Here is a 25,592-nt window from a genome sequence, read left to right as displayed (position 1 = left end):
ACGGCCTTTCCCGGGAGCCCGTCCCCTACCCGAGGTACACGGGAGAACCCGTGTACGTGGACGTGCACGTGGACGTGAACGCGGCTTCTGCAACTCGCCCCCATGGACATCCCCCGACCCCCACCGCTACCGTGCGCTCGTCTGGAGGAAAGACCCATGGCCCGAGTCCTGGTCGTCGACGACGAAGCCAACATCCGCAAGGTCCTCGCCGCGCTCCTGCGCAAGGAGGGTCACGAGGCCCTCACCGCCGAGAACGGAGAGGAGGGGCTGGAGCTGGCGCTGGCCGAGGCCGACGACATCGACGCGATCGTCACCGATCTCAAGATGCCGAAGCTCGACGGCCTCTCCCTCCTCCGGGAGATCCAGCGCAAGGCCCGGGAGATCCCGGTCATCGTCATCACCGCCCACGGGACCGTGGACACCGCGGTGGACGCGATGAAGGCCGGCGCCTTCGACTACCTCCAGAAGCCCTTCGATCAGGACGACCTGCGCCTGGTCATCGACAAGGCCATCTGCTCGCGGGCCCTCGCCCGGGACGAGATCTCGCCGGCCGACTCCCCCGACGGTGCCCTGGGCGTCCTCGCCGCCTCCCCCTCGATGGCGAAGATCGTCCAGATCATCGAGCGGGTCGCCGCGACCCCCTCCACCGTGCTCATCACCGGTGAGAGCGGCACCGGCAAGGAGGTGGTGGCCAGCGCCCTCCACGAGCAGTCGGACCGCCGGGAGAAGCCCTTCATCCGGATCAACTGCGCGGCCATCCCCCGGGAGCTGATGGAGGCCGAGCTCTTCGGCCACGAGAAGGGCGCCTTCACCGGCGCGGTGGCCTCCAAGCCCGGGCGCTTCGAGCTCGCCGACGGCGGCACCCTCTTCCTCGACGAGATCGCCGAGATCCCGCCCGAGATGCAGGTGAAGATCCTCCGGGCGATCCAGGAGAGCGAGTTCGAGCGGGTCGGCGGGGTGAAGACCCTGCAGGTCGACGTCCGCCTCATCGCCGCGACCAACCGCGACATCGAGGCCGAGATCGCGGCCGGCCGCTTCCGCGAGGACCTCTACTACCGGCTCAACGTGGTGCCCCTCGATCTGCCACCCCTGCGCGGGCGCCGGGACGACATCCCCTTCCTGGTCCGCAGCTTCGTCGAGCGCTTCAACGAGCGGCTCGGGCTCGAGGTGAGCGGCGTCGACGACGCGGCGATGGACCTGCTCCAGCGCTACCCCTGGCCGGGCAACATCCGCGAGCTCGAGAACGTGATGGAGCGGACCTTCCTCTTCCTCGACGGCGACACCATCGGGCCGGCGGATCTGCCCGACTCGATCCGCGCCCGGGCCGAGGGCGCGCCCCGGGACGGCCAGCCCGATCTCGAGGCCCTGCGCCAGGTCTTCGACTCCGGCGGCTCGGCCTCGATGAAGGACATCGTCCGCGCCGCCTCCCAGGATCTCGAGCGGGACCTGATCGTCTCGGCCCTCGAGGCCACCGGCCACAACGTCACCCAGGCGGCCCGCCGGCTGAAGATCTCGCGCAAGAGCCTGCAGCTGAAGATGAAGGATCTGGGGCTGCGGGATCGGGACGAGAGCACCGCCTGAGGGCGTTTTCCCGGCCCTTCGATTCCTTGACTCGCCAGATCGGGCGCTGTTACGGTTTGCCGGTAACTGCTTGATTTTTCTTGGGAGGGAGCGTGCCGATGCGCGTCCAGCCGAGCCGCCATCCGCTGATTCTCGCACTCTGTCTGGCGCTGATCCCGCCGGCCCTCGCCGTCCCGGGCGCTGCCCGGGCCGCCGAGATCACCGAGGTCGCCGACGCCGCCGACGGCGAGGACCCCTTCGACCTCGAGCTCGAGCTCGGGTGGAACCGGGTGCTCAAGCAGAGCAAGATCACCCGGGAGAACCTCCAGGGCGGCGGCATCCTCGACGTGACGGAGCTGCGCCACAAGCAGGTGATCAGCGAGATGCAGATCCGGGCCCGGGCGGGCCTCTACAAGGATCTCGAGATCAACTTCATGCTGCCCATCGTCTTCGCCGACACCCAGACCTGGCGATCGGCGGATCTCGACGGGCTGCCCCAGCAGTCGACGATCTTCCAGCAGGACGGCATCTGTCCGAACGGCACCATCGACACGGTGAACTGCACCGGCGCGATGTTCGACTTCGACCCCTTCGTGGGTTCGGACAACAACTCCTACCGCGGCGGCCTGGGTGACTTCCACGTCGGCCTGGCCTGGGGAATCCTCAACGACGAGCGCGATCGCTACGATCCCTCCTGGACCATCGGCTTCGACTGGCAGGCCCCGACCGCCGACAAGCGCAGCCAGTCCAACGTCTCCCACGACAGCGCCAACCCCGCGGCCATCGGAGAGAAGACCAACTACTTCACCTTCTACACCGCGCTCTCCAAGAACCTGGGCCTGGTCGATCCCTTCGTGGACTTCCACTACCGCCTGCCCTCCCCCCAGGTGCCTCACGCCTGGCACAACTGCGAGAACCCCTCGAACCTGGCCGACTTCGATCCCGACGACGACCAGGTCGGCACGACCTGCACCAACGACCCCATCGGCCACGAGTGGGTGCGGGAGGGCAACAACCGCGGCGGCTACATGCCCTCCCACGTGGGCGGCATGACCTTCGGCGCCGAGTTCCTCCCCTACGTCGATCCGGAGCGCTACGTCCGGGTGGCCTTCCAGCTCTCCTTCACCGCCGACTACGTCTCCGAGGGCCGGGTCTTCAACGAGCTCTCCGACGCCCTGCAGAAGTCCCTCTACGGCGACGAGTTCCTGCGCCTCTCGGGCACCCTGGGCGTGCGGGTCCAGGCCTCGCGCTACGCGAAGTTCCACGTCCTGGCCACCTACGGCCACGAGACCGAGCACTTCCTCACCGGCGAGTCGATCGGCAAGGATCTCGACGACACGGGGCTGGTCGAGCTGCCGGGCATCGACACCGATCCCACCTCCGACGTTAGCCCCAACCCCGAGCAGAACCCGAACTACGACTTCCGCTACGATCAGCCGGGCCGCCGCTTCCGCGTCGAGGAGACGACGCTCTTCGGGATCATGCTCACGGGCGAGGTCAACTTCTAGGCGACCCTGGCCTCGGCCTCGGCATCCGCCTCAGCGTCAGCGGGCCTGCGCCGCCTGGTAGAGCTCTCGCGACGAGAGCCCGCTCTCGCTCGCCACGGCCTTGCAGGCATCCTTCAGCCGCTCACCCCCCTCGACCCTCGCCTGGACCTGCTCCAGCGCCTCCTCGAGGCCGAGAGAGGGTCCCTCGGCCCGCTCGGCGGGCGCGATGACCAGGGTGATCTCCCCGCGGACCTTCTCCTCGAGCCCGTCGCGGAGCTCGGCGAGGGTGCCCCGCCGGTGCTCCTCGTGGAGCTTGGTCAGCTCCCGGCAGATCACGGCCCGCCGCGACCCACCCCAGGCCTCGGCCAGATCGCCGAGGGTCTTCTTCAGCCGGGCGGGCGCCTCGAAGAGCACCAGGGTCCCCGGCCACCGGCCGGCCTCGGCGATCAGCTCGCGGCGATCGCTCCCCTTGCGGGGGAGGAAGCCGAGGAAGTGGAAGCGGCCCCCCGGGAAGGCGCTCGCCGCCAGGGCGGTCGTCACGGCGCTGGGGCCCGGCACCACCACGACGGGCGCGCCGAGGGCCTCCGCGCCGGCCACCAGGAGGGCGCCGGGATCGCTGACCACCGGCATCCCCGCCTCCGAGACCAGGCCCACGTCCCGGCCCTCCCGCAGCACCTCGAGGAGGGGCTCGGCGCGGCGGGCCTCGTCGTGGGAGGGCAAGGCCACCAGCTTCGGGCCCTTGATCTGGAAGCGCTCCAGCAGCTTGCGGGTGGTGCGGGTGTCCTCGCAGGCGAGCACCGAGACCGAGGCGAGCACCTCCCGCAGGCGGTCGCTGACGTCGCCGAGGTGCCCGATGGGGGTCCCCAGGAGGTAGAGGGTCCCCATCCCCTGTCCGGCCTCGCTCATTCGCTCGCCCCCTCCTCGGGGAGCACGCCCTTGAAGCTGCGGCGGTGGATCGGGGTGGGCCCGAGGGCGGCCAGGGCCTCCCGATGCACCTTGGTCGGGTACCCCTTGTTCCTCGCCAGATCGTAGCCGGGGTAGCGGCCGTTCAGGGTCACCATCAGGGCGTCCCGGTGCACCTTCGCCACCACCGAGGCCGCGGCGATGGCCACCGAGCGGCTGTCTCCCTTCACCACCGCGCGCTGGACCGCCCGCGGCAGGGGAGAGGGCTCGAGGACGAGGTGACCGTCCACCAGGAGGCAGGCGGGCTCGACCCCGGGGTGCCGCCCGGCCAGGTCGTCGATCGCCCGCCGCATGGCCAGCTGGCTCGCCTGGAGGATGTTGATCCGATCGATGGTCTCGACGTCGACCTCGGCGAGGCCCCAGGCCGCTCCCTCCCGGATCCGCCGGTCGAGGCGCTCGCGGCGGCGGGCGTCGAGCTTCTTGGAGTCGTCGAGCCCCTCCGCGCAGAGGGCCTCCTCCAGGGGCCGGGGCAGGACCACCGCGGCGGCCACCACCGGACCGGCCAGGGGCCCCCGGCCCACCTCGTCGACCCCGCAGATCGCCTCCAGGCCCCGGCTCCGAGCCCAGCGCTCGCCCCAGCCCAGGACCGGCCCCTCCTCACCCGGGGCCGCGTCGAGGCGCAGGACCATCTGCCGGGAGCCCGACGCCACCGCCACCTCAGCTGCCCAGGGGGTGGACCGTCGTCGCCGCCTGCTGCCAGGCGGGGTCCGAGCTCTGGAGGAGGATCTGGGTGACGCCGCCGAGGGCGGCGAGCATCTTCATGACCAGCCCCTGGGGGGCCGATCCCAGGAGGGGCTCGTCGAGGACGAAGGGGGTCGCGCTCTGGCGCACCGCCAGCTCGGCGACGGTCAGCCGCAGGCCCAGGTAGGCCAGGTCGCGGTCGGCGGGCGAGAGCGAGGCCCAGTCGAGGGAGGGGCCGGTCGCCTCGTCGATCTGGAGGTCGGCCTTGCCCACGAAGCTGGCGCCTCGCCAGCGGCCCTGGGAGAGCGCGGCGACGTACTGGGAGAGTCGCGGCCCCACCGCGCCGAGGAGCTCCTCGATGGGCCGGTGGAGGACGTCCGAGAGCAGGGAGAGCAGCTCGGGCCCGGGGTTCGGCGGCGCGGCCACCTCGGCCGAGGGCGCCTCGGAGGGGCCTCCCATCAGGGGCGAGGTCGCGCCGAAGGAGCCGCCGCCCAGGCTGCCGAAGCCGGGCTGCCCCGGGGGAGTCGCCCCGTAGCCGCCGGTGGGCGGTCCGCCGAGCTCGAGGGAGACGCCGCCCCCCTCCATCCGGGCCAGCTCGGCCTTCAGGCCCTCGATCTCCCGGCGCAGATCCGCGGGGTCCTGGACGAAGCCGCCCGCGCCGGCGAGCTTGCCCTCGAGCTCGGCGATCCGCACGGAGTGCCGGCCCCGCTCCGCCATGCTCGCCTGGGCCTCGGGGCTGTCTCGCTTCGCCGCGAGCTGCGCGTCGGCCGCGTGGCGGGCCTGGAGGGCCTGCTCGCGCTTGCCCAGCCGCGCCACCAGCTCCTCGGGCGACTCGGCGCCCACCTGCTCCATGGTGCGGCGCACGAGGGAGGTCTCGAGCTCGAAGGTGCGCCGGGCCTTCTCCGCCCGCTCGTCCAGGGCCGCGATGCGGCGGCCCAGGCCGGCGTGATCCTCCTGGCCGTCGAAGTGGCGCAGCAGCCCGAAGGCGGCGGCCCCCAGCCCGATGGGCGCGAGGAGCGCCAGGCTGCGCACGTCGACCGCGATGGAGAGGCCGAAGGGGACGAGCCCGCCGGCCAGGCCACCCAGGAAGATGCGGTTGCGCTGCAGGGGCTCTCCGGGCACCGCGGCGTGCTCCTCGAAGGAGCCCCGCTCGACCTCGATCCGCTCCAGGGCCCGGTCGAGGCGGTCCTTGGAGGCGGCGAAGCCTGCCACCTTGGAGCCGAAGTCCTCGGGCAACGCCGAGAGATCACCGAAGCGCTCGAGCTGGCGGTCGAGCTCCTCGAGGCGGGCCTCGAGCTCCTTCACGCTGGAGAGCTGCTGGTCGATGGCGTCGACCTTCTGCTGCAGCCCGTCGAGCTCGAACTGCACCTGATCGACCTCGGCGAGGGCCGTGGCCTGGACCTCCAGCTCGGCGATCCGCTTCTCGAGCTCCTCCCGGCTCATCCCCAGCCCGGTCCCGCCGCCCGCCGCGGGCCCCGCGTCCAGCCCTCCCGTGAAGCCCGGGAAGTGGGCGTCGGAGGGCGGCAGCGAGCGCTTGGCCGGCAGCCCGCCGGGCGGCGTGGCCGTGCGGCCGGCGAGCCCGCCGAAGGGCGAGCTCGCGGAGGCTGGCTCCGGGGCGGCCGCCGCCAGGGGGCGCCGCGAGGGCGAGTCGCTGGCCTGGAGGGAGAAGAGCCCCTCGATCAGGTCGAGCGCGGGCACCTGCGCCTGCGAGCGGAGGTACTGCCCGACCTCGGCGGCGCGGGTGGAGACCGGGTTGAACTGCTGGGTCGCGGGATCGAGGACGAGGAGCTGAACGCTCCCGCGCTTCAGATCCCGGAGGATGCGATAGACCCGCCCGCCGGCGTCCTGGAGGGTCAGGCCGGCGCGCGAGGCCTCGGCGCCGGGCGCGACCAGATCCGGCGGCGGCTCCACGCTCTCGTCGAAGAGGATGTGGGCGATCAGCCGGACCAGCGGGAGCGGCGGCTGCCCCGGCGTGGGCACCAGCACGGTGAGCCCCCGCCCGATGGTGAGCCGGGACATCCCCGGGCTCCCCGGCACCCCTTGAAGTACGATCTCGTGAATCAGCATGGCACGCTTCGCTGGCGAACGGGACTCACTCTACCTCAAGTCCCGGCCGCGACTCACGTGGCCAAATGCTGGAGTGGGCGCCCGGTCCCGGGCGCCCTTCGGCTCACTCGGCGGAGGCCTCGTCGCCAGCGGCGTCCGCGGCCGGGACCGCCTCGGGGGCCACGCTGGCCTCGGGGTCCGAGCTGGAGACGAGCGAGGCGGGCAGCTCGCGACCGCGATCGCCGATCTGGGTGCCCTTGAGGCGGGCCTTCTTCCCGGAGAGCGCGCGGAGGTAGTAGAGGCGAGCGCGGCGCACGCGGCCGGAGGCGGCGATCTCCACCTTCTCGATCCGCGGGGAGTAGAGCGGGAAGATCCGCTCGACGCCGATGCCGAAGGAGACCTTGCGCACGGTGAAGGTGGCGAGCGCGTTCTGGCCCTTCACGCGGAGGACGACGCCCTCGAAGACCTGGACGCGCTCCTTGTCACCCTCGCTGATGCGCAGGTGGACGCGGACGGTGTCGCCCGGGTGGATCCGCGGGATGTCGGTGCGGAGACAACGGCTCTCGATATCGTTGATGGCCTTCTGACGCATGGCGTACCTCTACAAAGCTTGGGAGCCGGCGTGTTTACCGGCATTGGCTCGATAACTCAAGTCTTTTCGCTTCATTCGCCTTCACCTTCCTCGCCCGGCCCCTCGGCGGCCAGGAGGGCCGCCTCCTTCGGGTCTAGCTGGAGGCGGGCGAAGAGGTCCGGCCGGCGGGCGCGGGTGCGCTGCAGCGACGCGATCCGGCGATAGCGGGCGATCTTGGCGTGATCCCCGGACTTCAGGACCTCCGGGACCTCCAGGCCCCGGAAGACGGGGGGGCGCGTGTAGTGGGGGTGCTCCAGGCAGCCGTCCTCGAAGGACTCGGCCTCCGCGGACTCGGCGTTGCCCAGGACCCCGGGCAGGAGGCGGGTCACGGCGTCCACCACCACCCAGGCGGCAGGCTCGCCCCCGGAGAGGACGAAGTCCCCCACCGAGATCTCCTCGTCGATGAAGCTCCGGACCCGCTCGTCCACGCCCTCGTAGCGGCCGCAGACGAGGATCAGGTGCTCCAGGGTGGCGAGCTCCCGGGCCTTCTCCTGGGTGAAGGGCGCCCCGGCCGGCCCCAGGAGGACCACCCGCTGCCCCGCGGCGCTCTCGCCGCCTCCCCGGGCCGCCTCGATGGCGGCCACCAGCGGCTCGGGCTTCATCACCATCCCGGCCCCGCCCCCGTAGGGCGAGTCGTCGACGATGCGGTGCTTCCCCTCCGCGTGATCCCGGATGTTCCGGAAGTCGTAGCGCACGTGCCCCGCGGTCTCCGCCCGGCCGAGGATGCTCCCCTGGAGGGGCTCCTGGAGCAGCTCGGGGAAGAGGGTCAGGATCTCGAAGCGCATCGCCCTACTCCCTCTGGCTCTCCACCAGACCCTCGGGGAGGGAGACGGTCAGGATCCGGGACGCCTCGTCCAGCTCGACGAGGAAGGCCTCCACCGCAGGCAGGAGCCAGTCCCCTCCGCTGGCCTCCACGGTGAGGAAGGCCTGGCTCCCCCCCACCTCGAGGCCGGTGATCCGGCCGAGGCGCTCACCCTCCTGGCTGCACACCTCGCAGCCGATCAGGTCGGTGAGGTAGGTCTCGCCCTCCTCGGGCTCCGGCAGCGTGTCCCGCGGGACCCAGACCTCGACCCCCTTGAGGGCCTCGGCGGCGTCGCGATCCCTCACCCCCTCCAGCTCGAGGATCCAGAAGCGCCCCGCCGGGCGCGCCCCGAGGACGCCGCGCTCGCCGCGCTCGCCCAGGTGGACCACCTCGAGGGACTCCAGCAGCTCCGACTCCGGGTGCCCGGGGAAGAAGCGCAGCTCGCCCTTCAGGCCGTGGGGGCGGCCGAGGGTGCCGAGGATGACCCGATCCTGCGAGGTGCCACGCATCGCGAGTCCTTCGAGCGGCGCGAAGAGGAGACCTACTCGATGATCTCGAGCACCGTGCGCTGCCGCAGCTTGGTGGAGGCGGCGGCGAGGATGGTGCGCATGGCGGTCGCCGTCCGGCCCTTGCGCCCGATGATCTTGCCGAGGTCGCTCTTGGCGACCTTCAGCTCGATCACCGAGGTCTGCTCGCCCTGGATGACGTTCACCTGGACCTGATCGACCTCGTCGACCAGGGCGCAGGCGATCTGCGTCACCAGTTCCTCGAGCACGGGCGTGGTGGCTCCGCTGTTCATAGAGCGGGGTCGTCGGTCGAGCGGAGGAACGCCGCGAGGGCCTCGCTGCTCGAGGCCCTCACACGTACCGCGATCGAGAGCTTCAGGCCTCGGAAGAAGCGGCCTGCTTCTTCCAGGCTTTGATCAGACCGGCCACGGTCGGGCTCTGACGAGCGCCGACGGAGAGCCAGTGATCGACGCGATCGGCCTTGAAGTTCACGCCGCTCTCCTTGTTGGAGGGGTCGTAGGTCCCGATCTTCTCGATGAAACGGCCGTCGCGGGGAGACCGGGTATCGGCCGCCACCACGTGGTAGAAGGGCTTCTTCTTGGCACCGGCACGGGCCAGTCGAAGGACAGTCGCCATGGATTACCTCTCGTGAAATCTTGCGGGAATTCGCGCGCGCCCCGTCGGCACAGCTGCCACGGGCGGGTCGAAGCACGCGTATTTATGTGGGGGGAACCCAAAGATCAAGCACTTTGGTTCCGGAGTAGGTATTTCTACCCACCCCCCATGCTCGGGACCCCGACCGTGGTGAGGAGGGTCTTGAGGTCCTCGTCGGTGAAGTAGAAGCCCGCGCCCACGAAGAAGTCCCGGGCGGGCAGCTCGAAGCGGGCCGCGTCCGCCCCGCCGACCCCCGCCGGAGCGACGGTCGTGGGGTTCAGGGCATCGTCCACGCCGCCGGTGACGTAGAGGTGCTTGAGGAAGGAGATCGTGGCGAAGGCCCGCACCCGCGGGTACTTCCGGTCCATGCTGGTGAACTCGTAGGCCTCCACCGAGAGGCGCAGGTGCTCCCCGAAGAGGCCCACGTCGCCGGCCAGGCCGCCGGTGGTCTCGATGAGGCCGAACTTGCCGGTGACCGACCAGCCCTTCATCCGCCAGCGGTGGGCGAAGAGGAGGTTGAAGCCGATCCCGTTCTTGGTGGTGCGCAGGGTGGTGGTGGTGACGTTCCCGTTCTCGTCGATGACGTCCGTGGTCTCGATCTCGGGGATGCCCCGGGGCGGGCTGATCACCGCCACCTCGTACCACTTGTCCTCGGAGGGGATCAGGCGCAGGCCCAGGTTCTCCCGGCTGGAGGCCTTGCGGGTGTGGAACTCGGAGATCAGGCTGACCTCGGTCTGCAGCTTGATCAGGCGGTCCACGAAGTCGGCGGCGTCGCCGACGGTCTCCTCGATCTCGCGGATGAGGGTGTCGTCGGTGACCAGCCGGCCGATGGTCCCCTCCCCCTCCGAGATCTTGGTGGTGACCGAGTTGAGCTGATCGAGGGAGCTGTTCACCTTCTCCAGGCTCTGGCGGATGCCCGCGACCCCGTCCTTGAGCTCCCCCTCGGAGGTCCCCAGGACCCCCTTCACCGTGGCCAGGACGTCCTGGACGTCGGTGATGGCGGCCTGCATCTGCTGGGAGACCTTGTCGACGTTGCGCAGGATGCTGCTGACCGTCTTCGCCTCCTCGTCGGCCAGGTCGGTGACCGAGCCGGTGACCTCCTGGACGTCCTCCAGGATGGCCTTCAGCTTCACGCCGGCCTCGCCGATGGTCTCGTTCACCTTCTCGGTGAGCAGCCCGATCTCGTCGATGATCTTCTTGATGCCGCCGACGTCGTCGCCGGCCAGCAGAGTGCGCAGGTTGGAGGTCATCGCCTGGATGTCCTCGGTGATGTCCCCGAGGGTGGCGAAGACCTTGTCCATGTCGCCCATGGACTGCACGTCCTTGATCTCGTCCCCGTGCTTGAGCAGGGCCTTCTCCTCGGTGCCCGGCCAGAGGTCGAGGGCCATGTCGCCGATGAAGCCCTCGCTGCGCTTGCTGGCGCGGGCGTCGAGGTGGAGGGGCACCTCTTTCTTCACCCGCAGGTAGACCCGCGCGCGGGCGCCCTCGAGGCGGATGTCGTCGATCTGTCCGACCTCGATGCCGGCGATCTGCACCCTGCTCTTGGTGCGCAGCCCCGAGGCGTCCTGGAAGACCGCGGTGAGCACGTAGGAGTTGTCGTCGTCGAGGCTGCTCTTGGTGACCTCGGCGATGCCGTAGATCGCCGAGAGGAGCGCGCCCATGGTGAGCACGCCGACTTTCAGAGGTGACCAGAAGTTCTGCATGAGGTGTCAGTTCTTGGAGAACCACATGCCCAGGAACTCCTGCACATGAGGATGAGGATGGGCTCGAAGCTCGTCCTGGTTCCCCTCCGCGACGATTTCCCCATGGTAGAGGACCGCCAGCTTGGTCGCCACCTTGAAGGCGCTGGCGATGTCGTGGGAGATGACCACGCTGGTCACCTCGAAGGCCCTGCGGGCCTCGAGGATCATCTCGTCCACGTCGTCGGTGGTGAGGGGATCGAGCCCCGTGGTGGGCTCGTCGTAGAGGACGATCTTGGGATCGAGGACCAGGCCCCGGGCCAGGCCGACCCGCTTGCGCATGCCGCCGGAGAGCTCAGCGGGGAGCTTCTCCTCGGTGCCCGAGAGGCCCACGGCGCCGAGCTTCTCGGCGACCCTCTCCCGGACCTCCTTCAAGGGCATCCGGCGGCTGTGCTCGCGCAGGGGGAAGGCGACGTTGTCGAAGACGGTCATCGAGTCGAAGAGGGCCGCCTGCTGGAAGACCATCCCGAATTTCTGGCGGACCCGCTGCAGCTCGGACTCGCCCATGCTCACGATGTCCTCGTCGTCCACGAGGACCTGGCCCGCGTCGGGCTTGAGCAGGCCGATCATGTGCTTCATCAGCACGCTCTTGCCCGAGCCCGAGGCCCCGAGGATGACCACGGTGCTGCCGGCCTCGATGTCGAGATCGATGCCCCGCAGGACGTGGTGGTCCCCGAAGGACTTGTGGAGCCCCCGGATCTTGATGATGGGCTCGGGCATCAGATGAGGAGGAGGACCGTGAGGAAGTAGTCGAGGATGAAGATGGCGATGGAGGCCGTCACCACAGCCTCGGTGGTGGCCAGCCCCACGCCCTTGGAGCCGCCCGAGGCGTAGAAGCCCCGGAAACAGGCGATGAGCGCGATGACGGTGCCGAAGACCGTGGCCTTCACCGCGCCGGACCAGATGTCGATGGGGTCGACCAGGTAGCGGGTCCGGTCGATGAAGGTGCCGGCGCTCTGGTCTCCGAAGACCACGCTCACCCCGTAGGCGCCCATCACCCCGACCACGTTGAAGACCATGCAGAGGGCCGGCACCATCAGGGTGGAGGCCGTGATCCGGGGCACCACCAGGTACTGGATCGGGTTCACCGCCATGGTGGTCAGCGCGTCGATCTGCTCGGTGACCCGCATGGTGCCCAGCTCGGAGGTCATCGCGGAGCCCGAGCGGCCGGTGACCATCAGGGCGGTGAGCACCGGCGCCAGCTCGCGGGTCAGGGAGAGGGTCACGGTCGCGCCGGTCAGCCCCTCGGCGCCGAAGAGCCCGAAGGCGTAGTTCGACTGCTCGGCGAAGACCATCCCGGTGAAGAGGCCGGTCAGGGCGACGATGAAGAGGGAGCCCACGCCGATGGACTCGGCCTGGATGAAGAAGAGGGAGAAGCGGTAGGGCGGCCGGAGACCCCAGACCAGGGTCTGGAAGAGGAGCACCATCATCCCCCCCAGCGCCGTGAAGAAGGAGAGCACCGACTGACCGATGGACTCGAAGAATGCCCGGATGGCTCTCACTGCGTGACTCTACCCTCTGGGGAGGTCCGCCCCTCGCGGACCCCGGACCGCCGAAGATAGCAGAAAGAGGAAGTCCAGCGGGGAGCCCCGAGAAGCCGTACACGTCGACGTGCACGTACACGTGTACGGGTCTGGCCCGGGGCAGCTACTTGGCCCCGCGGGGAACCCGGGGACCGACCCCACACAGCACCTCGTAGGAGATGGTCCCCGCCCGCTCCGCGAGCTCGTCGGCGCCGATGAAGCCCTCCCCCTGCGCCCCGAGGAGCACGACCTCGTCGCCCACGGCGGCCTCGGGGACGTCGGTGACGTCGATCATCATCAGATCCATGCAGACCCGCCCGATGACGGGGCAGCGCTGGCCGTGGACCAGCACCGGCGCGCCGTTCGAGTTGCGGCGGTCGTAGCCGTCGGCGTAGCCCACCGGGAGGGTCGCGATGAGGCTCTCGCGGCGGGAGGTCCAGGTCTGACCGTAGGAGACCTTGAAGCCGCTGCCGACCCGCTTGAGGTGCGAGATCCGGGTGCTCCAGCGCAGCACCGGCTCGAGCTTCGCCGCCGAGCGCGCCTGATCGGAGGGAGGGTAGCCGTAGAGGGCGAGCCCGGGGCGGATGAGGGTGTGGGAGACCCGCTGCCCGCCGGCGGCGACGCGCGCCGTCCGGGTCAGGGTCGCGGCGCTGTTGGCCAGGTGGATCCAGCGGGGCCGGTGGCCGGCCTCGCGCACGGCGTCCACCGCCCGGGCGAAGCGCTCGAACTGGGCCTCGGTCTCCTCGTCGTCGGCCAGATCGGCGTTGGCGAAGTGGGAGAGCACTCCGTCCAGGAGCAGGCGGGGGTGGTCGGCGAAGTGGTCGAGGAAGGCGGGCAGCTCCTCGGGGAGCAGCCCGATCCGCCCCATCCCGGTGTCGATCTTCAGGTGCACCGGGAAGGGCTCCTCCAGCCCCGCGGCGGCCGCCGCCAGGGAGAGGTCGCGGAGGTGCTCGGGCCGGAAGACGACCGGGGTCAGCTCCTCGCGCACCGCATCGACCAGCCCCTCCTGGCCGAAGGCGCCGCCGAGCACCAGGATCGGCAGGGCGATCCCGGCGGCGCGCAGCTCCAGCCCCTCCTCGATGAGGGCGACCCCGAAGAAGGCGATGTCGGCCTCCTCGGCGACGGCCTGGAGGGCCGGGGCGACCAGGGTGGCGCCGTGCCCGTAGGCGTCCGCCTTCACCACCACCAGCGTCCGGGGCGGGGCCCCCTCCCCCGTCGCCGCGCCGCTCACCAGCCGGTGGCAGGCGACGGCGTTGCGCTGCAGGGCCGCGAGATCGATCTCGACCCGGGTGGGACGGTGGAGGCGTGGGGCGGGGTACACGGGGGGTGTTGTCGCGGACATGATGGATTACCTCGGCAGTCGGTATCGGCCCTTCGAGAGGGTGTCAACGCGGGAGCTGCAATCGGTAGACCAACCCGTGCACGTGCACGTGCACGTCGACGTGCACGGCTTTTCCTAGGAACCGGCGCGCGCGAGCCGCAGGAGGGGAACCTTCCCCTCGATCCCCTTCAGCTCCGCCTCGAAGGCCTCTCGCCCCCAGCCCCCGTCCCCGAGGAGGGCCTCGACCCGCGGATCCTCGACCGTCCGGGCGGAGATCACGATGTCCCCCCCCACCGAGAGCCCCTGGACCCGGGCCGCGGTGTTCACGCTGCGGCCGAAGTAGTCGATCCGGTCGTTCAGGTTCACCGCGATGCAGGGGCCCCGGTGCAGGCCCACCTTCACGATGATGTCGTCGCGCACGGCCTCGGCCTCGTTGAAGCGGTCGAAGTCGGTGTGCATCTCGAAGATGAAGCGCAGGGCGTCCTCGGAGGACTGGAAGGTCGCCATCACCGCGTCGCCGATGGTCTTCACGATGGCGCCCCGGTGGCGCTTCACCAGCTCGATGATGATGTCGAAGTGCTCCCGCACCAGCTCGAAGGCCCGGGCGTCACCGAGGCGCTCGTAGAGCTCGGTCGAGCCCTTGATGTCGGTGAAGACGAAGGCGAGGTTCTTCACCGAGAAGGTCTGGTCGGCGCGGATCAGCTCCGAGGAGAAGAGATCCCGGAAGCTCTGGCGGCAGGCGATCTCCGCGGCCGAGATCCAGGGGGCGTCCGAGGCCCGGGTCAGGAGGATCTCGTCGTCGGCCTCCGGCCTCGCCTCCAGCACGACCCGGTAGGTGCCCGGCGCCCGCAGCCAGGCGCCGCGATCGATCAGGTGCCCGTCGCTGCGCAGGCGGATCACGGCCTCCCCGGCGGGCGCCGCGGCGTCGACCCGCATCCCGACCGCGGCCATCTGCCCGGGCACGATCCAGTGGTAGTTCCCCTCCTTCAGCTCCACCTCGCCCTCGGCCCTGCCCCCCGCCCCGGCCTGCAGCTGCAGCACCGGCGAGGGCTCGATGTGAGCCAGGACCACCTGCACCAGATCGAGGCCGGAGAGGTCTCGCAGATCGGGGTGCACGCGGAAGGTCACCTCGACCGCGTCGTCGAAGCCGCCCTCGAAGTCGATCTGGCAGAGGTCACAGCTCGCCTTCGAGCGCAGCTCGCGCAGGTGGGTCGTGTTCTGCACCGGGCCGGTGCAGCTGGGGCAGCGCAGATCCCACTCCAGATCGAAGAGCCCCACCCGCGTCGCGTGCAGGAAGGCCTCGAGGGTCTCCTCGGGATCCGTCCCCCACCCCGCCGCCAGCCGCGGCGGCACCGCCTTGGCCAGGATCTCGGGCGGGCCCTGTTCGATCAGCTCACCGAGCCGGTCACAGATCGTCTGGGAGACACCCTGGTCCCGAAGGACCCCGAGCCGGGTCTGGAGGGGCGTGGTCATGCCCCGGAGGATAGCAGCGCTTCAGCCCGGAGAGAGGAGGCCGGCGAGGGCCGCCTGGGCGCCGGGATCCCCGTGGTAGAGCCCCACCCGCTCGACCCCCGGGATGGCGGCGAGCCAGGCCTGCAGCTCCGCCTGGTCCGCGTGGGCCGAGAGGCCCTCCAGGGTGGCGATCCGGGCCCGCACCAGCACCTCCCGCCCCTCGAGCCGGATCCACCCCTTCTGGGCGGCGGCCTCCTGGATCCGCCGCCCGGGCGTGCCCGCCGCCTGGTAGCCCACGAAGAGCACGGTGGTCGAGGCGTCGTCGAGGTGCTCCACCAGGTGGCCCACGATGCGGCCGCCGGTGCACATCCCGCTGCCCGCGATCACCACCATCGGTCCGGGCTCCTCCCGCAGGCGCCGGGAGTCCTCGGCCCGGCGGACCCCGTAGAGTCCGTCGAAGTCGAGGGGGTCGTCGCCCCGGTGCAGGCGGTCGAGGGCCTCCCGATCGAAGAGGCGGCGGTGGGCCTGGTGCAGCTCGGTGATCTCGATCCCCATCGGGGAGTCGAGGGCCACCAGCATCGGACCGATCCGGCCCGCCTCGTGGAGGCTGTTGAGGTGGTAGAGGAGCAGCTGGGTGCGGCCGATGGCGAAGGCCGGGACCAGCAGCCGGCCGCGGGCGGCCTCCACCTTCCTCACGATCTCGAGGAGGTCCTCCTCGACCTCGTCGGGGATGGCCCGGTGCCGCCGGTCGCCGTAGGTGCTCTCCATCAACACCAGGTTCACCGGCACGTCGTCGTCCCAGGTGGTGTTCGGATCCCGCAGGATCGGCACGTCCGGGCGCCCCAGGTCTCCCGAGACGATCACCCGCGAGGCGCTCGAGCGCAACTCGACGCTGGCGCTGCCGAGGATGTGCCCGGCCTCCCGCAGGGCGAGGCGGGCCTCGCCCCCCGGCAGCTCGGTCCAGGCGTCGTGCGCCACCGGCCGGCTGCGGGCCGCGAACCACTCCTCGAAGGGGCGGACCTCGTTGCGCCGCCGCTGCAGGCGCAAGGAGTCGGTCACCACCACCCGGGTGATCTGGAGGGTGGCCCTGGTGGCGAAGATCGGTCCCGCGTAGCCCAGCGCCATCAGCTCCGGCAGGCTGCCCACGTGATCGTTGTGCCCGTGGGTGAGCACCACGGCGTCGACCCCGGCCACGCTCTCGGGGAAGCTCCACCCCTCCCGGTCCCTCCCCTGCGCCACCCCGCAGTCGATGAGGATCCGGGCGCCGCCCAGGCGGGCCTCGAGCATCGCCCCGGTCACGCTCCGCACGGCGCCGTGGACGGTGACCTCCCCGTCGGGCAGAGGATGGCGGCGTTTCTCGGTGACTACCTTCACGGCAGGCCTCCCAGGAAGGGCGCGAGGTCGGGGGGCGGCGGGCAGACGAGGGTCTCCTCCCCGGGCAAGGAGAGCTGCCAGGCGTGGAGGGTGAGGCGCTCGCAGCGGACGCCGTCCTTCTCCAGGGGCTCCTTCCCGCCGTAGAGGGGATCGATCGCGAGCGGCCAGCCCACGGCGGCCAGGTGCAGGCGGATCTGGTGCCGCCGCCCGGTCCGGGGCCTGGCCTCGATGGCCGCGAGATCCTTCTCGAGCGACAGGACGCGGAAGCGGGTCTGCGACGCCCGGGCCTTCACCGTGGGATCGGGCTCGCGCACCACCTGCATCCCCCCGAGGGGGTTCTCGGCGATGGGCAGATCGATCCGCCCGGCCGTGGGCGCGTCGGGATCCTGCCGGCGGCAGAGGGCCAGGTAGGTCTTCTCCACCTCGCGCTTCTCGAAGGCCAGGGAGAGCCGCCGGTGGGCCTCCAGGTCGGTGGCCAGCACCAGCACCCCGCTGGTCAGCATGTCGAGGCGGTGCACCACCCAGACCTTCTGGCCGAGCTCGGCCTCCAGGAGGCGCTGGACCGTCTCCCCCTCTGGATCCTGGCGGGTGGGCACCACCGGGAGCCCCGAGGGCTTGGCCACCGCCACCCACCCCTCGCCCTGCGCGATCCGCTCCACGGCCGTCGGCTCAGGGCAGGACGGTGAGGGCCACCGGCTCGGTGCGGTGGTCGGGCCAGTTCACCACGACCAGGACCTCGCCGGGGCCGACCTGGGGGACCTCGACCAGGATGCGGTCCGGCGCCCAGGCCTGGACCGGCGCCGGGGCGCCCGCGAGGGTCACCCACCCGGCCCCCTGGGTCTCGCCCAGGTTCTGGCCGCGCAGCTCGGCGCTGGCGCCCACCGGCACCTGCTGCGGGACGACCTCGAAGAGCAGGACCTCGTCCCCGGGATCGAACTCGCCGCAGGCCCCCGCGCCGGCCACGAGGGCGAGGCCGAGGAGGAGGGCTGCGGTGCTGCTGGCGATGCGGGTCATGGCGTGCTCGTCCCTTCCCGCCCGTAGGCGTCCTCGAGGCGGACGACGTCGTCGAGCTCGGGGGTCGAGACCTCGATCACGTCGACGTCGGTCTCGGCGATCATCCGGTGGCGCATCCCGGGCGGGATGTGGACCACGTCGCCGGCCTCCATCACCCGCTCCTGCCGGCCCTCACCCTGCCCGTGGTCGTAGACCAGGAGCATCCGCCCGCGCTCGACGCGGAGCGTCTCCTCCTTGAGCTCGTGGTACTGGTAGGAGAGCTGCTGTCCGGCGTCGATGTGGAGCAGCTTCCCGACGTACCGGTCGGTGTGGGCCCAGATGATCTCGTGGCCCCAGGGCTTCTCGACTCGGCGGATCATGGCCGGAGCCTACCGCCGGAGGCTTCAGATGGCGACCACCATCCCGGAGAGATCGAGGGCGACCTTCAGTTCGGCCTGCTTCATCGCGGCGTCCTCGCGGCTGGCGAAGCTGCCCACCCGCAGGCGGTACCAGCGGCCCCGGCCGGGGATCTCGGCGGGGACGATGGTGGCCTCGTAGCCGGCCTCCTTGATGCGGGCGGCCAGCCGGGTGACGTCGGCCTCCTTCTGGGAGGAGGCGACCTGCACCGAGAAGCGGGTCTCGCTGGCGGCGTCGGTGGCGGCCTTCGCGGTGGCCACGGCGGTCTTCTCGACGGCCTTCGGCTCCGCCTCGGGCTTGGCCGCGGGCTTGGCCAGGGCCGCGACGGTGGCGGCCACCGAGGCGTGGGTCTTCGCGAGGGCCTCGGCGTCGGCCTTCGGCGCCGGCGCCTTCTCGGGCTTCGGCGCGGCCTTCTCCGGGGCGGGCTTGGCGGCCGGCGCGGGCGCGGCCGGCGCGACGGCGACGGCCTCCTCCACGGTCTCCTGGGTCAGGGTGTCGTGGAAGGTCAGGGTCGGCACCGCGGCGGTGCCCTCCCGGGCCTCGGTCTTGGCGGCGCCCGCCTCGGGCACCGGAGCCAGGCGCCGTCCGACGCCCACGCCCACCAGGAAGACGGCCCCCAGGGCGACCACCGAGCCGACGATCAGGGAGGTGACCTGACCGCGCTCCAGCGTGAGCTCCACGTCGACATCGTGCCTGCGGTTGTTCTTGGAGGTTGCCATCTATTGCTCTCCTTCCGACCAGTCCATGCGCTCGGGGGCCTCGACCCCGAGGATGAGGAGGCCGTTCTTGAGGACCTGCTTGAGGGATTGAACGAGGAAGAGGCGTCCCGCGAGCTTGGCCGGGTCGTCCGAGAGGATCGGATCGTCCTTGCCGGTGCGGGTGTAGTAGCTGTGAAAGGCCGCGATCGTCTCCTGGAGGTAGTAGACGATGCGGTGGGGCTCGAGGTTCTGGGCGGCGCCGGCCACCACCTGAGGGAAGGAGAGGATCTCCCGGCAGAGCGCGACCTCCTCCGGGAGGCCGAGCGCGGCGAGGGCCGCCTCCCCGGGCACCCCCGCGGGGATGGGCAGGCCCCGCTCCTCGGCCTTCGCCAGGAGGCTGGCGCAGCGGGCGTGGCCGTACTTCACGTAGTGGACCGGGTTGTCCAGGGAGCTCTTCTTGGCCAGCTCGAGATCGAAGTCGAACTGGGCGTCCGAGCGCCGCATGATGAAGAAGAGGCGCGCCGCGTCGCGGCCGACCTCGTCGATGACCTCCCGCAGGGGGACGAAGGTGCCCGAGCGCTTGCCCATCCGCACCGGCTCGCCGTCCCGGGTGAGGTTGACCATCTGGACCAGCACGACGGTGAGGGCCTCGGGATCGCGGCCGAGGGCCTGGATCGAGGCCTTCATCCGGCTGACGTAGCCCGCGTGGTCGGCGCCCCAGATGTTGATCAGCCAGTCGTTGCCCCGCTTGAGCTTGTCGCGGTGGTAGGCCAGATCGGCGGCCAGGTAGGTGTGGGTCCCGTCGCGCTTGAGCACCGCGCGGTCCTTGTCGTCCCCGAACTCGGTGGCCCGGAAGAGCACCGCGCCGTCGGGCTCGTCCTGGAGCAGGCCCTTCCCCCGCAGCTCCTCGAGGGCTTCCTTCACCAGGCCCCGCTCGAAGATCGAGAGCTCGGAGGCGAAGTCGTCGAAGACGATGCCGAAGGCCGCGAGATCCTCGTGGATCCAGTCGAGCATGTACTCGACGCTGAAGGCCCGCACCTCGGCCAGGGCGGCCTCGTCGGCCTCCCGGAAGCGCTCACCCTCCTTCGCGTGGAGAGCCTTCGCGCAGTCCATGATGTAGTCGCCCGGGTAGCCGTCCTCGGGGAACTCGACCGTCTCGCCGAGCAGCTCGAGGTAGCGGGCGTGGACGCTGGCCACGAGGTTCTTGATCTGGTTGCCGGCGTCGTTCACGTAGAACTCGCGGCCGACCTCGTAGCCCGCCCAGGTGAGGAGCGTCGCGACGACGTCGCCGGTGACGGCCCCGCGGCCGTGGCCGACGTGCATCGGGCCGGTGGGGTTCGCGCTGACGTACTCGACCAGCACCCGCTTGCCCGCGCCGCCCTCGGTGTGGCCGAAGGCGTCGCCGGCCTCGTGGACGGCGCCCAGGGCCCTCCCCCAGGCGGCGGGCGGGAGGCGCAGGTTGATGAAGCCCGGTCCGGCCACGTCGACCTCGGAGAGCTCGGTCTCCTTCAGGCGCGCGGCCAGCACCTCGGCGATCTCCCGGGGCTTCTTCCGGGCCACGCGGGCCAGGCTCATCGCGATGTTGGTGGCGAAGTCCCCGTGCTCGGGACGGCGGGGAGCCTCCAGGGTCACGGGGGGAGCCCCCGCCAGCCCGGCCTCGCCCAGGTCCAGCTCTCCGGCCTCCACGGCCGCCTTCAGGGCCGCCTCGACCAGCTCTCTCACTCGCTCTTGCACGTTCTCGCCTTCCGTCTCTCTCGATGTCGTCGGGGGTAGGAGTTCGGGGGACCGCCGGATCCTGACGGCACCCTTTGCCTACCTCGGCACACTCATCCTGCAACGGGATCCGGATCCGTCAAGAAATGCGTCCCATCCCGGGTTCCCCGGGAAAAGACGGGGACGAGGACGGGGACGGCAACGGGGGCGGCGCGCTCAGGCCGTCGCCGCCCTCCAGCGGATCGTCCCGAAGGCCTGGCAGCGGGGGCAGCGGAAGAGCAGCGCCCCGACCGGCTGCCCGCAGCGCGCGCAGGTGAAGTCCGAGGCCTTCGGAGGTGCCCCCTCGAGGATGGCCGCGAACTGCTCCCGCAGCTCTCGCCCCTTGTCCTCCTCCAGGAGGATCCGGCCCAGCTCCTGCCGGGCGGCCCGGAAGTCCGGATCGAGGTCGAGGGCCAGCCGCAGCTCCTCCACCGCCCGGTCGTTCAGCTTCCGGGCCCGGAGGTGCCGGGCCAGGGCCAGCCGCAGGTGGGGGTCGTCGGGGTGGCGGCCGACCGCGGCCTGCAGGAAGGCGCCGAAGGCCTCGAAGTCCCCTCCCTCGAAGTGGAGGTCGGCCAGGATGGGATAGGCCAGCACGATGACCTCGGGCTGCAGATCGATCGCCCGCTCGAGGTGCTTCTGCGCCAGCTTCCGGTCGGCGAGCTGCTTCGCGGCGAAGCGCCCCATCTCCAGGTGAGCCTCGACGCAGTCGGCGTCGGCCTTGAGGGCCTCCTTCAGGAAGCGGCGGGCCTCCTCGGTGGCCCCCTCCCCCGCCAGCCGCGCCCCGAGGGCGGCCAGGAGGTGGGCGAGCACCCCGCGCTCGTCGCCGTCGACCAGCCGCATCCGGCGGCGCTGCACCTCGACGGCGGCCTCGAGGCGTCCCTGGAGGATGCGCACGTCCCGCAGCCCCTCGAGGACCTCCGGCAGGCGGTCCCAGCCCTTGGGCGCCACCTTCTCGGCCTTCTCGTAGGCGGCGGCCGACTCCTCCTGCAGGCCCGAGGCGCGGTAGTCCTCGGCCAGCTCGCAGTGGGCCTGCGCCTCGATCCGCGGAGAGATCCCGGGCCGCAGCAGGATGTTCTGGTGGATGCGGGTGGCCCGCTCCAGCTCCCCCTTGCGCCGGAAGAGCACTCCGAGGGCGAAGTAGGTGTCGATGGTCTCGGTGTTCACCTCGACCACCCGGGTCAGGGCCTCGATGGCCGCGTCGGTGTCATCGACCAGCAGGTAGTGCACGCCCTTGAGGTAGGCCTGCTTCTCGTCCACCGCCCGCTGACGGCCGCCGCTGATCCGCCCCCAGAGGGCGAGGCTGGCGACCCCGAGCGCCGCCACCACCCCGGTGGCGATCCAGAAGAGGGTCTCCTCAGGCATCCTTCCCGGGCTCCTGGCCGGCCTCACCCTGCAGGGGGAGGTTCCGGAGCCGGTTGACCTCCTCGGTGAGGCTCTGGATGCGCTGGCGCATCCCCTTGCGGAGGCGAGCGCCCCGGAAGGCCGTGAGGAGGGTCACCACCCCCATCACGATGGCGCCACCCAGCACGCCGAGGGCCGCCACCCCGTAGATGGGGACCTCGACCGTCGGGAAGGGCGTGAGGTCCACCAGGACCACGTCCCGGTTGAAGAGCGCGAAGGCGACCAGGTAGGCGCCGACCAGCACCCCGACGACCAGCCCGATGATGGTGGGGACCTTCTTCATCGCTCGTCTCCTCCTTCCAAGTCGTCCTCGTCGTTGAGACGCAGCCGCACCGCCTTGCCCGGGGTGAAGACCGCGATCCGGCGGGTGGGCACGAAGACCTTCTTGCCGGTGCGGGGGTTGCGCCCCTCGCGGGCGGGCCGGCGCTTCACCGCGAAGGAGCCGAAGCCCCGGATCTCGATGCGGTCGTCCTGGCAGAGGGCCTCGGTCATGGCGGCGAAGACCGCGTTCACCGAGGCCTCGATGTCCTTCTTGGCGAGGTGCGGCGAGGCCGCGGCCACCCGGGCGATGAGCTCGCTCTTCGTCATCAGCGGGCCAGGAGCATGAGGTTGGGACCACGGCCGTGATCGCGGAGCTTCAGCTCCAGCTCGGAGAGCGCGGCCTTCGTCATGGAGCGGGCGCCGCCGGCGAGCAGCTCGCGCAGCACCTCCTGCTCGTCCTTCTCGGGGTAGACCAGCCGGGGCTTGCCCTCGAGGCCGGCCAGCTCGGCGGTGCGCTCCACCGCGAAGTCGAAGCCGCCCAGGGCGTCGACCAGCCCCGCCTCCTTGGCCTGCTTGCCGGTGAGGACGCGGCCGTCGGCGATGGCGCGGACCTTCTCGGGATCCATCTTCCTCCCGGCGGCCACGGCGCCCACGAACTGCTCGTAGATGTCCATCACCAGGGCCTGCCAGTAGCTGCGCTCCTCCTCGCTCATCTCGCGGAAGGGCGAGCCCGCGTCCTTGAGGGCGCCGGACTTGATGGTCTCGACGTCGACCTTGGCCCACTCGACCAGGTCCTTGACGATGGTGAACTGGGAGATGACGCCGATGGAGCCGGTCACGGTCCCGGGGTTGGCGATGATCTCGTCGGCGGCGACCGCGATGTAGTAGCCCCCGGAGGCGGCGGTGTTCGCCATCGAGACGACCACCTTCTTCTCCTTGCGGGCGCCGAGGATGGCGTCGTGGATCTCCTGGCTGGGCGCCACGGCGCCGCCGGGAGAGTCGATCCGGACCAGGATGGCCTTGATGGCCTTGTCCTCCCGGAAGGCCTTGAGATCCTCGAGGGTCTGCTTCGAGTCCATGATGGCGTCGGTCACCTCGATGACGCCGATCCGCGGGCCGGAGCCCAGGGAGGGACCGGTGCCGGGCCCCGAGACCATGGCGAGGGCGAGGAACCCGAAGAAGACCAGGAAGAGGCCTCCGAAGATCACCCCGAGCACGACGATGGCACGCTTGTCCATTCAGCTTCCTTCCGTGCTCCCCTTCTTGGCGTCGCCGCGGGAAGCGAACCGTTTTCCTATCGCGCCTTGGGGGGGGAGCGCCACCCGCCCCGCTGCGGCGGGTCGCCCCCCGGCCCCGACGAGAAACGGCCCGTCCGCCTCCCCTCCGCGCTGGCGGAGGTCGGGCGAGCGGGCCGTCCTCTCTTCGTGACGCCGGCGCCTCCCGGCGCCGGCGCTGAAGGACCCGTGGGGCGGGCCGCTACTCGTCGTCGGACTCCTCGGCGGGAGCCTCGTCGGCCGGGGCCTCCTCGCTCTCCTCGTCCGCGGCGGCCTCCTCGGCCGGGGCGTCGGAGGGGGTCAGGCCGCCGAACTTGGCGCCCATGAGGTCGCCGAGGCTGGCGGTGGCCTTGCCCTGGCTCTCGAGGAACTCCTGGTACTCCTCCTCACCGGCGGCCTGGAGGGCCTTGATGGAGAGGCCGATCCGGCGCTCCATGGAGTCCATGTCGATGATCTTCACGAAGACTTCCTCGCCGTCCTTGACGACCTCGCTCGGATCCTCGACTCGCTCGCCCTCGCGCATCTCGGAGATGTGCACCAGGCCCTCGATGCCAGGCTCGATCTCCACGAAGGCGCCGAAGTCGGTGACCTTGGTGACCTTGCCCTTGATCCGGCTGCCCACGGGGAAGCGCTCGGGGAGCGTATCCCAGGGATCCGGGTGGAGCTGCTTGATGCCCAGCGAGAAGCGCTCGTTCTCCACGTCGATGTGGAGGACGACGGCCTCGACCACGTCACCCTTGTTGTAGAGCTCGCCGGGGTGCTTCACCCGGTGGGTCCAGGAGACGTCGGAGACGTGCACCAGACCGTCGATGCCCGCCTCGACGCCCACGAAGACGCCGAAGTCGGTGACGTTGCGCACCTGGCCCTTGATGACCGACCCGATGGGGTACTTGTCCTCGAGGAGGGTCCAGGGGTTGGCCTCGAGCTGCTTCATGCCGAGGCTGATGCGCTTCTGCTCGGTGTCGATGTCGAGCACCATGGCCTCGACCTCGTCGCCGACGTTGACGAGCTTGGAGGGGTGCTTCACCCGCTTGGTCCAGCTCATCTCGGAGACGTGCACCAGGCCCTCGATGCCCTGCTCGAGCTCGATGAAGGCGCCGTAGTCGGTGAGGCTGACCACCTTGCCCCGAACGCGGGTGCCCGGCGGGTAGCTCTCGTCGGCCTTGAGCCACGGATCCTCCTGGATCTGCTTGAGGCCCAGGCTGACGCGCTCGGAGTCGGCGTCGAACTTGAGGATCATCACGTTGACCGCGTCGCCGACGTTGAAGAGCTCGGAGGGGTGACCCACCCGGCCCCAGCTCATGTCGGTGATGTGGAGCAGGCCGTCGATGCCGCCGAGGTCGATGAACGCACCGTAGTCGGTGAGGTTCTTGACCACGCCCTCCATGATCGCGTTCTCCTGGATCCGGGTCAGCGTGACGGCCTTCTGGGCCTCGCGCTCCTTCTCCAGCAGGACGCGCCGCGAGAGCACGATGTTGCCCCGACGCTTGTTGAACTTGATGACCTTGAAGTCGTAGGTCTGGCCGATCATCTTCTCCAGGTTCCGCACGGGCCGCAGATCGACCTGGGAACCGGGGAGGAAGGCCTTCACGCCGATGTCGACCGAGAGGCCGCCCTTGACGCGTCCGATGATGACGCCCTGGATGATCTCGTCACGCTCGCAGGCAGCGGAGATCTCGTCCCAGACCTTCATCTTGTCGGCCTTCTCCTTGGAGAGGGCGATGACGTCGTCGCGACCCTCGAGGGACTCGACGAGCACCTCGACCTCGTTCCCCTCCTCGATCGAGACGTTCCCCTCGGCATCACGGAACTCGGAGAGAGAGACGTGCCCCTCGCTCTTGAAGCCGATATCGATGATCGCGAAGTCCTTGGTGATCTGGATCACCCTGCCCTTGACGATCTCTCCCTCTTTGATCTCTTCGGTCTGCTTGAGGGAGGCTTCGAACATGGCAGCGAAGTCTTCGCTGCCCTCGGTGGCCGCCGCCTGATCAGGCGACATGTTGTCGGCCGTAGTCATACGTATTCCTCTACGAATGCAACTGCAGTCCCCTTGGTTG

The 25,592-nt window shown here is 70.6% G+C and carries 26 protein-coding genes; 2 read left to right on the top strand and 24 right to left on the bottom strand.

Annotation, left to right across the window (positions count from 1 at the left end; translation table 11 throughout):
* Nucleotides 1-156: 156 nt before the first annotated feature.
* Both P1V51_10135 and P1V51_10130 read left to right on the top strand, forming a co-directional pair.
* Nucleotides 157-1,581: a sigma-54 dependent transcriptional regulator gene (locus tag P1V51_10135; protein MDF1563395.1), complete on the top strand. Its 1,425-nt coding sequence runs from the start codon at nucleotides 157-159 to the stop codon at nucleotides 1,579-1,581.
* A gap of 98 nt (nucleotides 1,582-1,679) precedes the next feature.
* On the top strand, nucleotides 1,680-3,068 hold the full coding sequence (locus tag P1V51_10130) for a hypothetical protein (GenBank protein MDF1563394.1): 1,389 nt from the start codon (nucleotides 1,680-1,682) through the stop codon (nucleotides 3,066-3,068).
* A gap of 36 nt (nucleotides 3,069-3,104) precedes the next feature.
* On the opposite strand, the gene rsmI is transcribed toward P1V51_10130, so the two are convergent.
* From rsmI to P1V51_10010, 24 genes are all read right to left on the bottom strand, one after another.
* On the bottom strand, nucleotides 3,105-3,953 hold the full coding sequence (gene rsmI / locus P1V51_10125; protein ID MDF1563393.1) for a 16S rRNA (cytidine(1402)-2'-O)-methyltransferase: 849 nt from the start codon (nucleotides 3,951-3,953) through the stop codon (nucleotides 3,105-3,107).
* The gene (locus tag P1V51_10120) at nucleotides 3,950-4,660 is read right to left on the bottom strand and encodes a ribonuclease HII (protein MDF1563392.1); all 711 of its coding nucleotides are present in this window, start codon (nucleotides 4,658-4,660) and stop codon (nucleotides 3,950-3,952) included. The genes rsmI and P1V51_10120 overlap by 4 nt, the downstream gene beginning before the upstream one ends.
* A gap of 7 nt (nucleotides 4,661-4,667) precedes the next feature.
* Nucleotides 4,668-6,710 (bottom strand): hypothetical protein, encoded by a 2,043-nt coding sequence (locus P1V51_10115; GenBank protein MDF1563391.1) that lies wholly within the window; start codon nucleotides 6,708-6,710, stop codon nucleotides 4,668-4,670.
* Nucleotides 6,711-6,861: 151 nt separating this feature from the next.
* On the bottom strand, nucleotides 6,862-7,329 hold the full coding sequence (gene rplS / locus P1V51_10110; protein ID MDF1563390.1) for a 50S ribosomal protein L19: 468 nt from the start codon (nucleotides 7,327-7,329) through the stop codon (nucleotides 6,862-6,864).
* Nucleotides 7,330-7,400: 71 nt separating this feature from the next.
* Nucleotides 7,401-8,153 (bottom strand): tRNA (guanosine(37)-N1)-methyltransferase TrmD, encoded by a 753-nt coding sequence (trmD, locus tag P1V51_10105; GenBank protein MDF1563389.1) that lies wholly within the window; start codon nucleotides 8,151-8,153, stop codon nucleotides 7,401-7,403.
* Nucleotides 8,154-8,157: 4 nt separating this feature from the next.
* On the bottom strand, nucleotides 8,158-8,679 hold the full coding sequence (gene rimM, locus P1V51_10100; protein MDF1563388.1) for a ribosome maturation factor RimM: 522 nt from the start codon (nucleotides 8,677-8,679) through the stop codon (nucleotides 8,158-8,160).
* A 32-nt stretch (nucleotides 8,680-8,711) separates the two neighbouring features.
* Complete coding sequence (locus P1V51_10095) at nucleotides 8,712-8,945, bottom strand: KH domain-containing protein (GenBank protein MDF1563387.1); 234 nt, start codon at nucleotides 8,943-8,945, stop codon at nucleotides 8,712-8,714.
* A gap of 106 nt (nucleotides 8,946-9,051) precedes the next feature.
* Nucleotides 9,052-9,312, bottom strand: a complete 261-nt coding sequence (gene rpsP, locus P1V51_10090) for a 30S ribosomal protein S16 (protein ID MDF1563386.1) — start codon at nucleotides 9,310-9,312, stop codon at nucleotides 9,052-9,054.
* Between the two features lie 134 nt (nucleotides 9,313-9,446).
* Entirely contained in the window at nucleotides 9,447-11,033 is a 1,587-nt protein-coding gene (locus tag P1V51_10085; GenBank protein MDF1563385.1) for an MlaD family protein, read from the bottom strand.
* Nucleotides 11,034-11,039: 6 nt separating this feature from the next.
* A complete protein-coding gene (locus P1V51_10080; GenBank protein ID MDF1563384.1) occupies nucleotides 11,040-11,789 on the bottom strand; it encodes an ABC transporter ATP-binding protein in 750 nt (249 codons plus the stop codon).
* Complete coding sequence (locus tag P1V51_10075; protein MDF1563383.1) at nucleotides 11,789-12,571, bottom strand: ABC transporter permease; 783 nt, start codon at nucleotides 12,569-12,571, stop codon at nucleotides 11,789-11,791. The genes P1V51_10080 and P1V51_10075 overlap by 1 nt, the downstream gene beginning before the upstream one ends.
* Before the next feature lie 145 nt (nucleotides 12,572-12,716).
* A complete protein-coding gene (alr, locus tag P1V51_10070; GenBank protein ID MDF1563382.1) occupies nucleotides 12,717-13,913 on the bottom strand; it encodes an alanine racemase in 1,197 nt (398 codons plus the stop codon).
* A gap of 135 nt (nucleotides 13,914-14,048) precedes the next feature.
* Complete coding sequence (locus P1V51_10065; GenBank protein MDF1563381.1) at nucleotides 14,049-15,386, bottom strand: DUF5939 domain-containing protein; 1,338 nt, start codon at nucleotides 15,384-15,386, stop codon at nucleotides 14,049-14,051.
* A 21-nt stretch (nucleotides 15,387-15,407) separates the two neighbouring features.
* Nucleotides 15,408-16,739 carry an MBL fold metallo-hydrolase gene (locus P1V51_10060; GenBank protein MDF1563380.1) on the bottom strand — a complete coding sequence of 444 codons (1,332 nt, stop codon included), beginning with the start codon at nucleotides 16,737-16,739 and terminating at the stop codon, nucleotides 15,408-15,410.
* Entirely contained in the window at nucleotides 16,736-17,398 is a 663-nt protein-coding gene (locus P1V51_10055; GenBank protein ID MDF1563379.1) for an RNA pseudouridine synthase, read from the bottom strand. The genes P1V51_10060 and P1V51_10055 overlap by 4 nt, the downstream gene beginning before the upstream one ends.
* A 10-nt stretch (nucleotides 17,399-17,408) precedes the next feature.
* On the bottom strand, nucleotides 17,409-17,753 hold the full coding sequence (locus P1V51_10050; protein ID MDF1563378.1) for a hypothetical protein: 345 nt from the start codon (nucleotides 17,751-17,753) through the stop codon (nucleotides 17,409-17,411).
* Nucleotides 17,750-18,112: a cupin domain-containing protein gene (locus P1V51_10045; protein ID MDF1563377.1), complete on the bottom strand. Its 363-nt coding sequence runs from the start codon at nucleotides 18,110-18,112 to the stop codon at nucleotides 17,750-17,752. Before P1V51_10045 ends, P1V51_10050 begins: the two co-directional genes overlap by 4 nt.
* Nucleotides 18,113-18,136: 24 nt before the next feature.
* Nucleotides 18,137-18,868, bottom strand: a complete 732-nt coding sequence (locus P1V51_10040; protein ID MDF1563376.1) for an SPOR domain-containing protein — start codon at nucleotides 18,866-18,868, stop codon at nucleotides 18,137-18,139.
* Entirely contained in the window at nucleotides 18,869-20,569 is a 1,701-nt protein-coding gene (gene argS / locus P1V51_10035) for an arginine--tRNA ligase (protein ID MDF1563375.1), read from the bottom strand.
* 207 nt (nucleotides 20,570-20,776) lie between these two features.
* Nucleotides 20,777-21,961, bottom strand: coding sequence for a tetratricopeptide repeat protein (locus P1V51_10030; protein MDF1563374.1), 1,185 nt, complete (start codon nucleotides 21,959-21,961; stop codon nucleotides 20,777-20,779).
* The gene (locus tag P1V51_10025) at nucleotides 21,954-22,283 is read right to left on the bottom strand and encodes a hypothetical protein (protein ID MDF1563373.1); all 330 of its coding nucleotides are present in this window, start codon (nucleotides 22,281-22,283) and stop codon (nucleotides 21,954-21,956) included. Before P1V51_10025 ends, P1V51_10030 begins: the two co-directional genes overlap by 8 nt.
* Nucleotides 22,280-22,588 carry an integration host factor subunit beta gene (locus tag P1V51_10020; protein MDF1563372.1) on the bottom strand — a complete coding sequence of 103 codons (309 nt, stop codon included), beginning with the start codon at nucleotides 22,586-22,588 and terminating at the stop codon, nucleotides 22,280-22,282. Before P1V51_10020 ends, P1V51_10025 begins: the two co-directional genes overlap by 4 nt.
* The gene (gene sppA, locus P1V51_10015; GenBank protein MDF1563371.1) at nucleotides 22,588-23,499 is read right to left on the bottom strand and encodes a signal peptide peptidase SppA; all 912 of its coding nucleotides are present in this window, start codon (nucleotides 23,497-23,499) and stop codon (nucleotides 22,588-22,590) included. The genes P1V51_10020 and sppA overlap by 1 nt, the downstream gene beginning before the upstream one ends.
* A 238-nt stretch (nucleotides 23,500-23,737) precedes the next feature.
* Entirely contained in the window at nucleotides 23,738-25,534 is a 1,797-nt protein-coding gene (locus P1V51_10010; GenBank protein ID MDF1563370.1) for a 30S ribosomal protein S1, read from the bottom strand.
* Between the last annotated feature and the right edge of the window lie 58 nt (nucleotides 25,535-25,592).

This window comes from Deltaproteobacteria bacterium (assembly GCA_029210625.1).
GTDB lineage: Bacteria > Myxococcota > Myxococcia > SLRQ01 > SLRQ01 > JARGFU01.
This window is presented reverse-complemented; position numbering and strand designations above follow the sequence as displayed.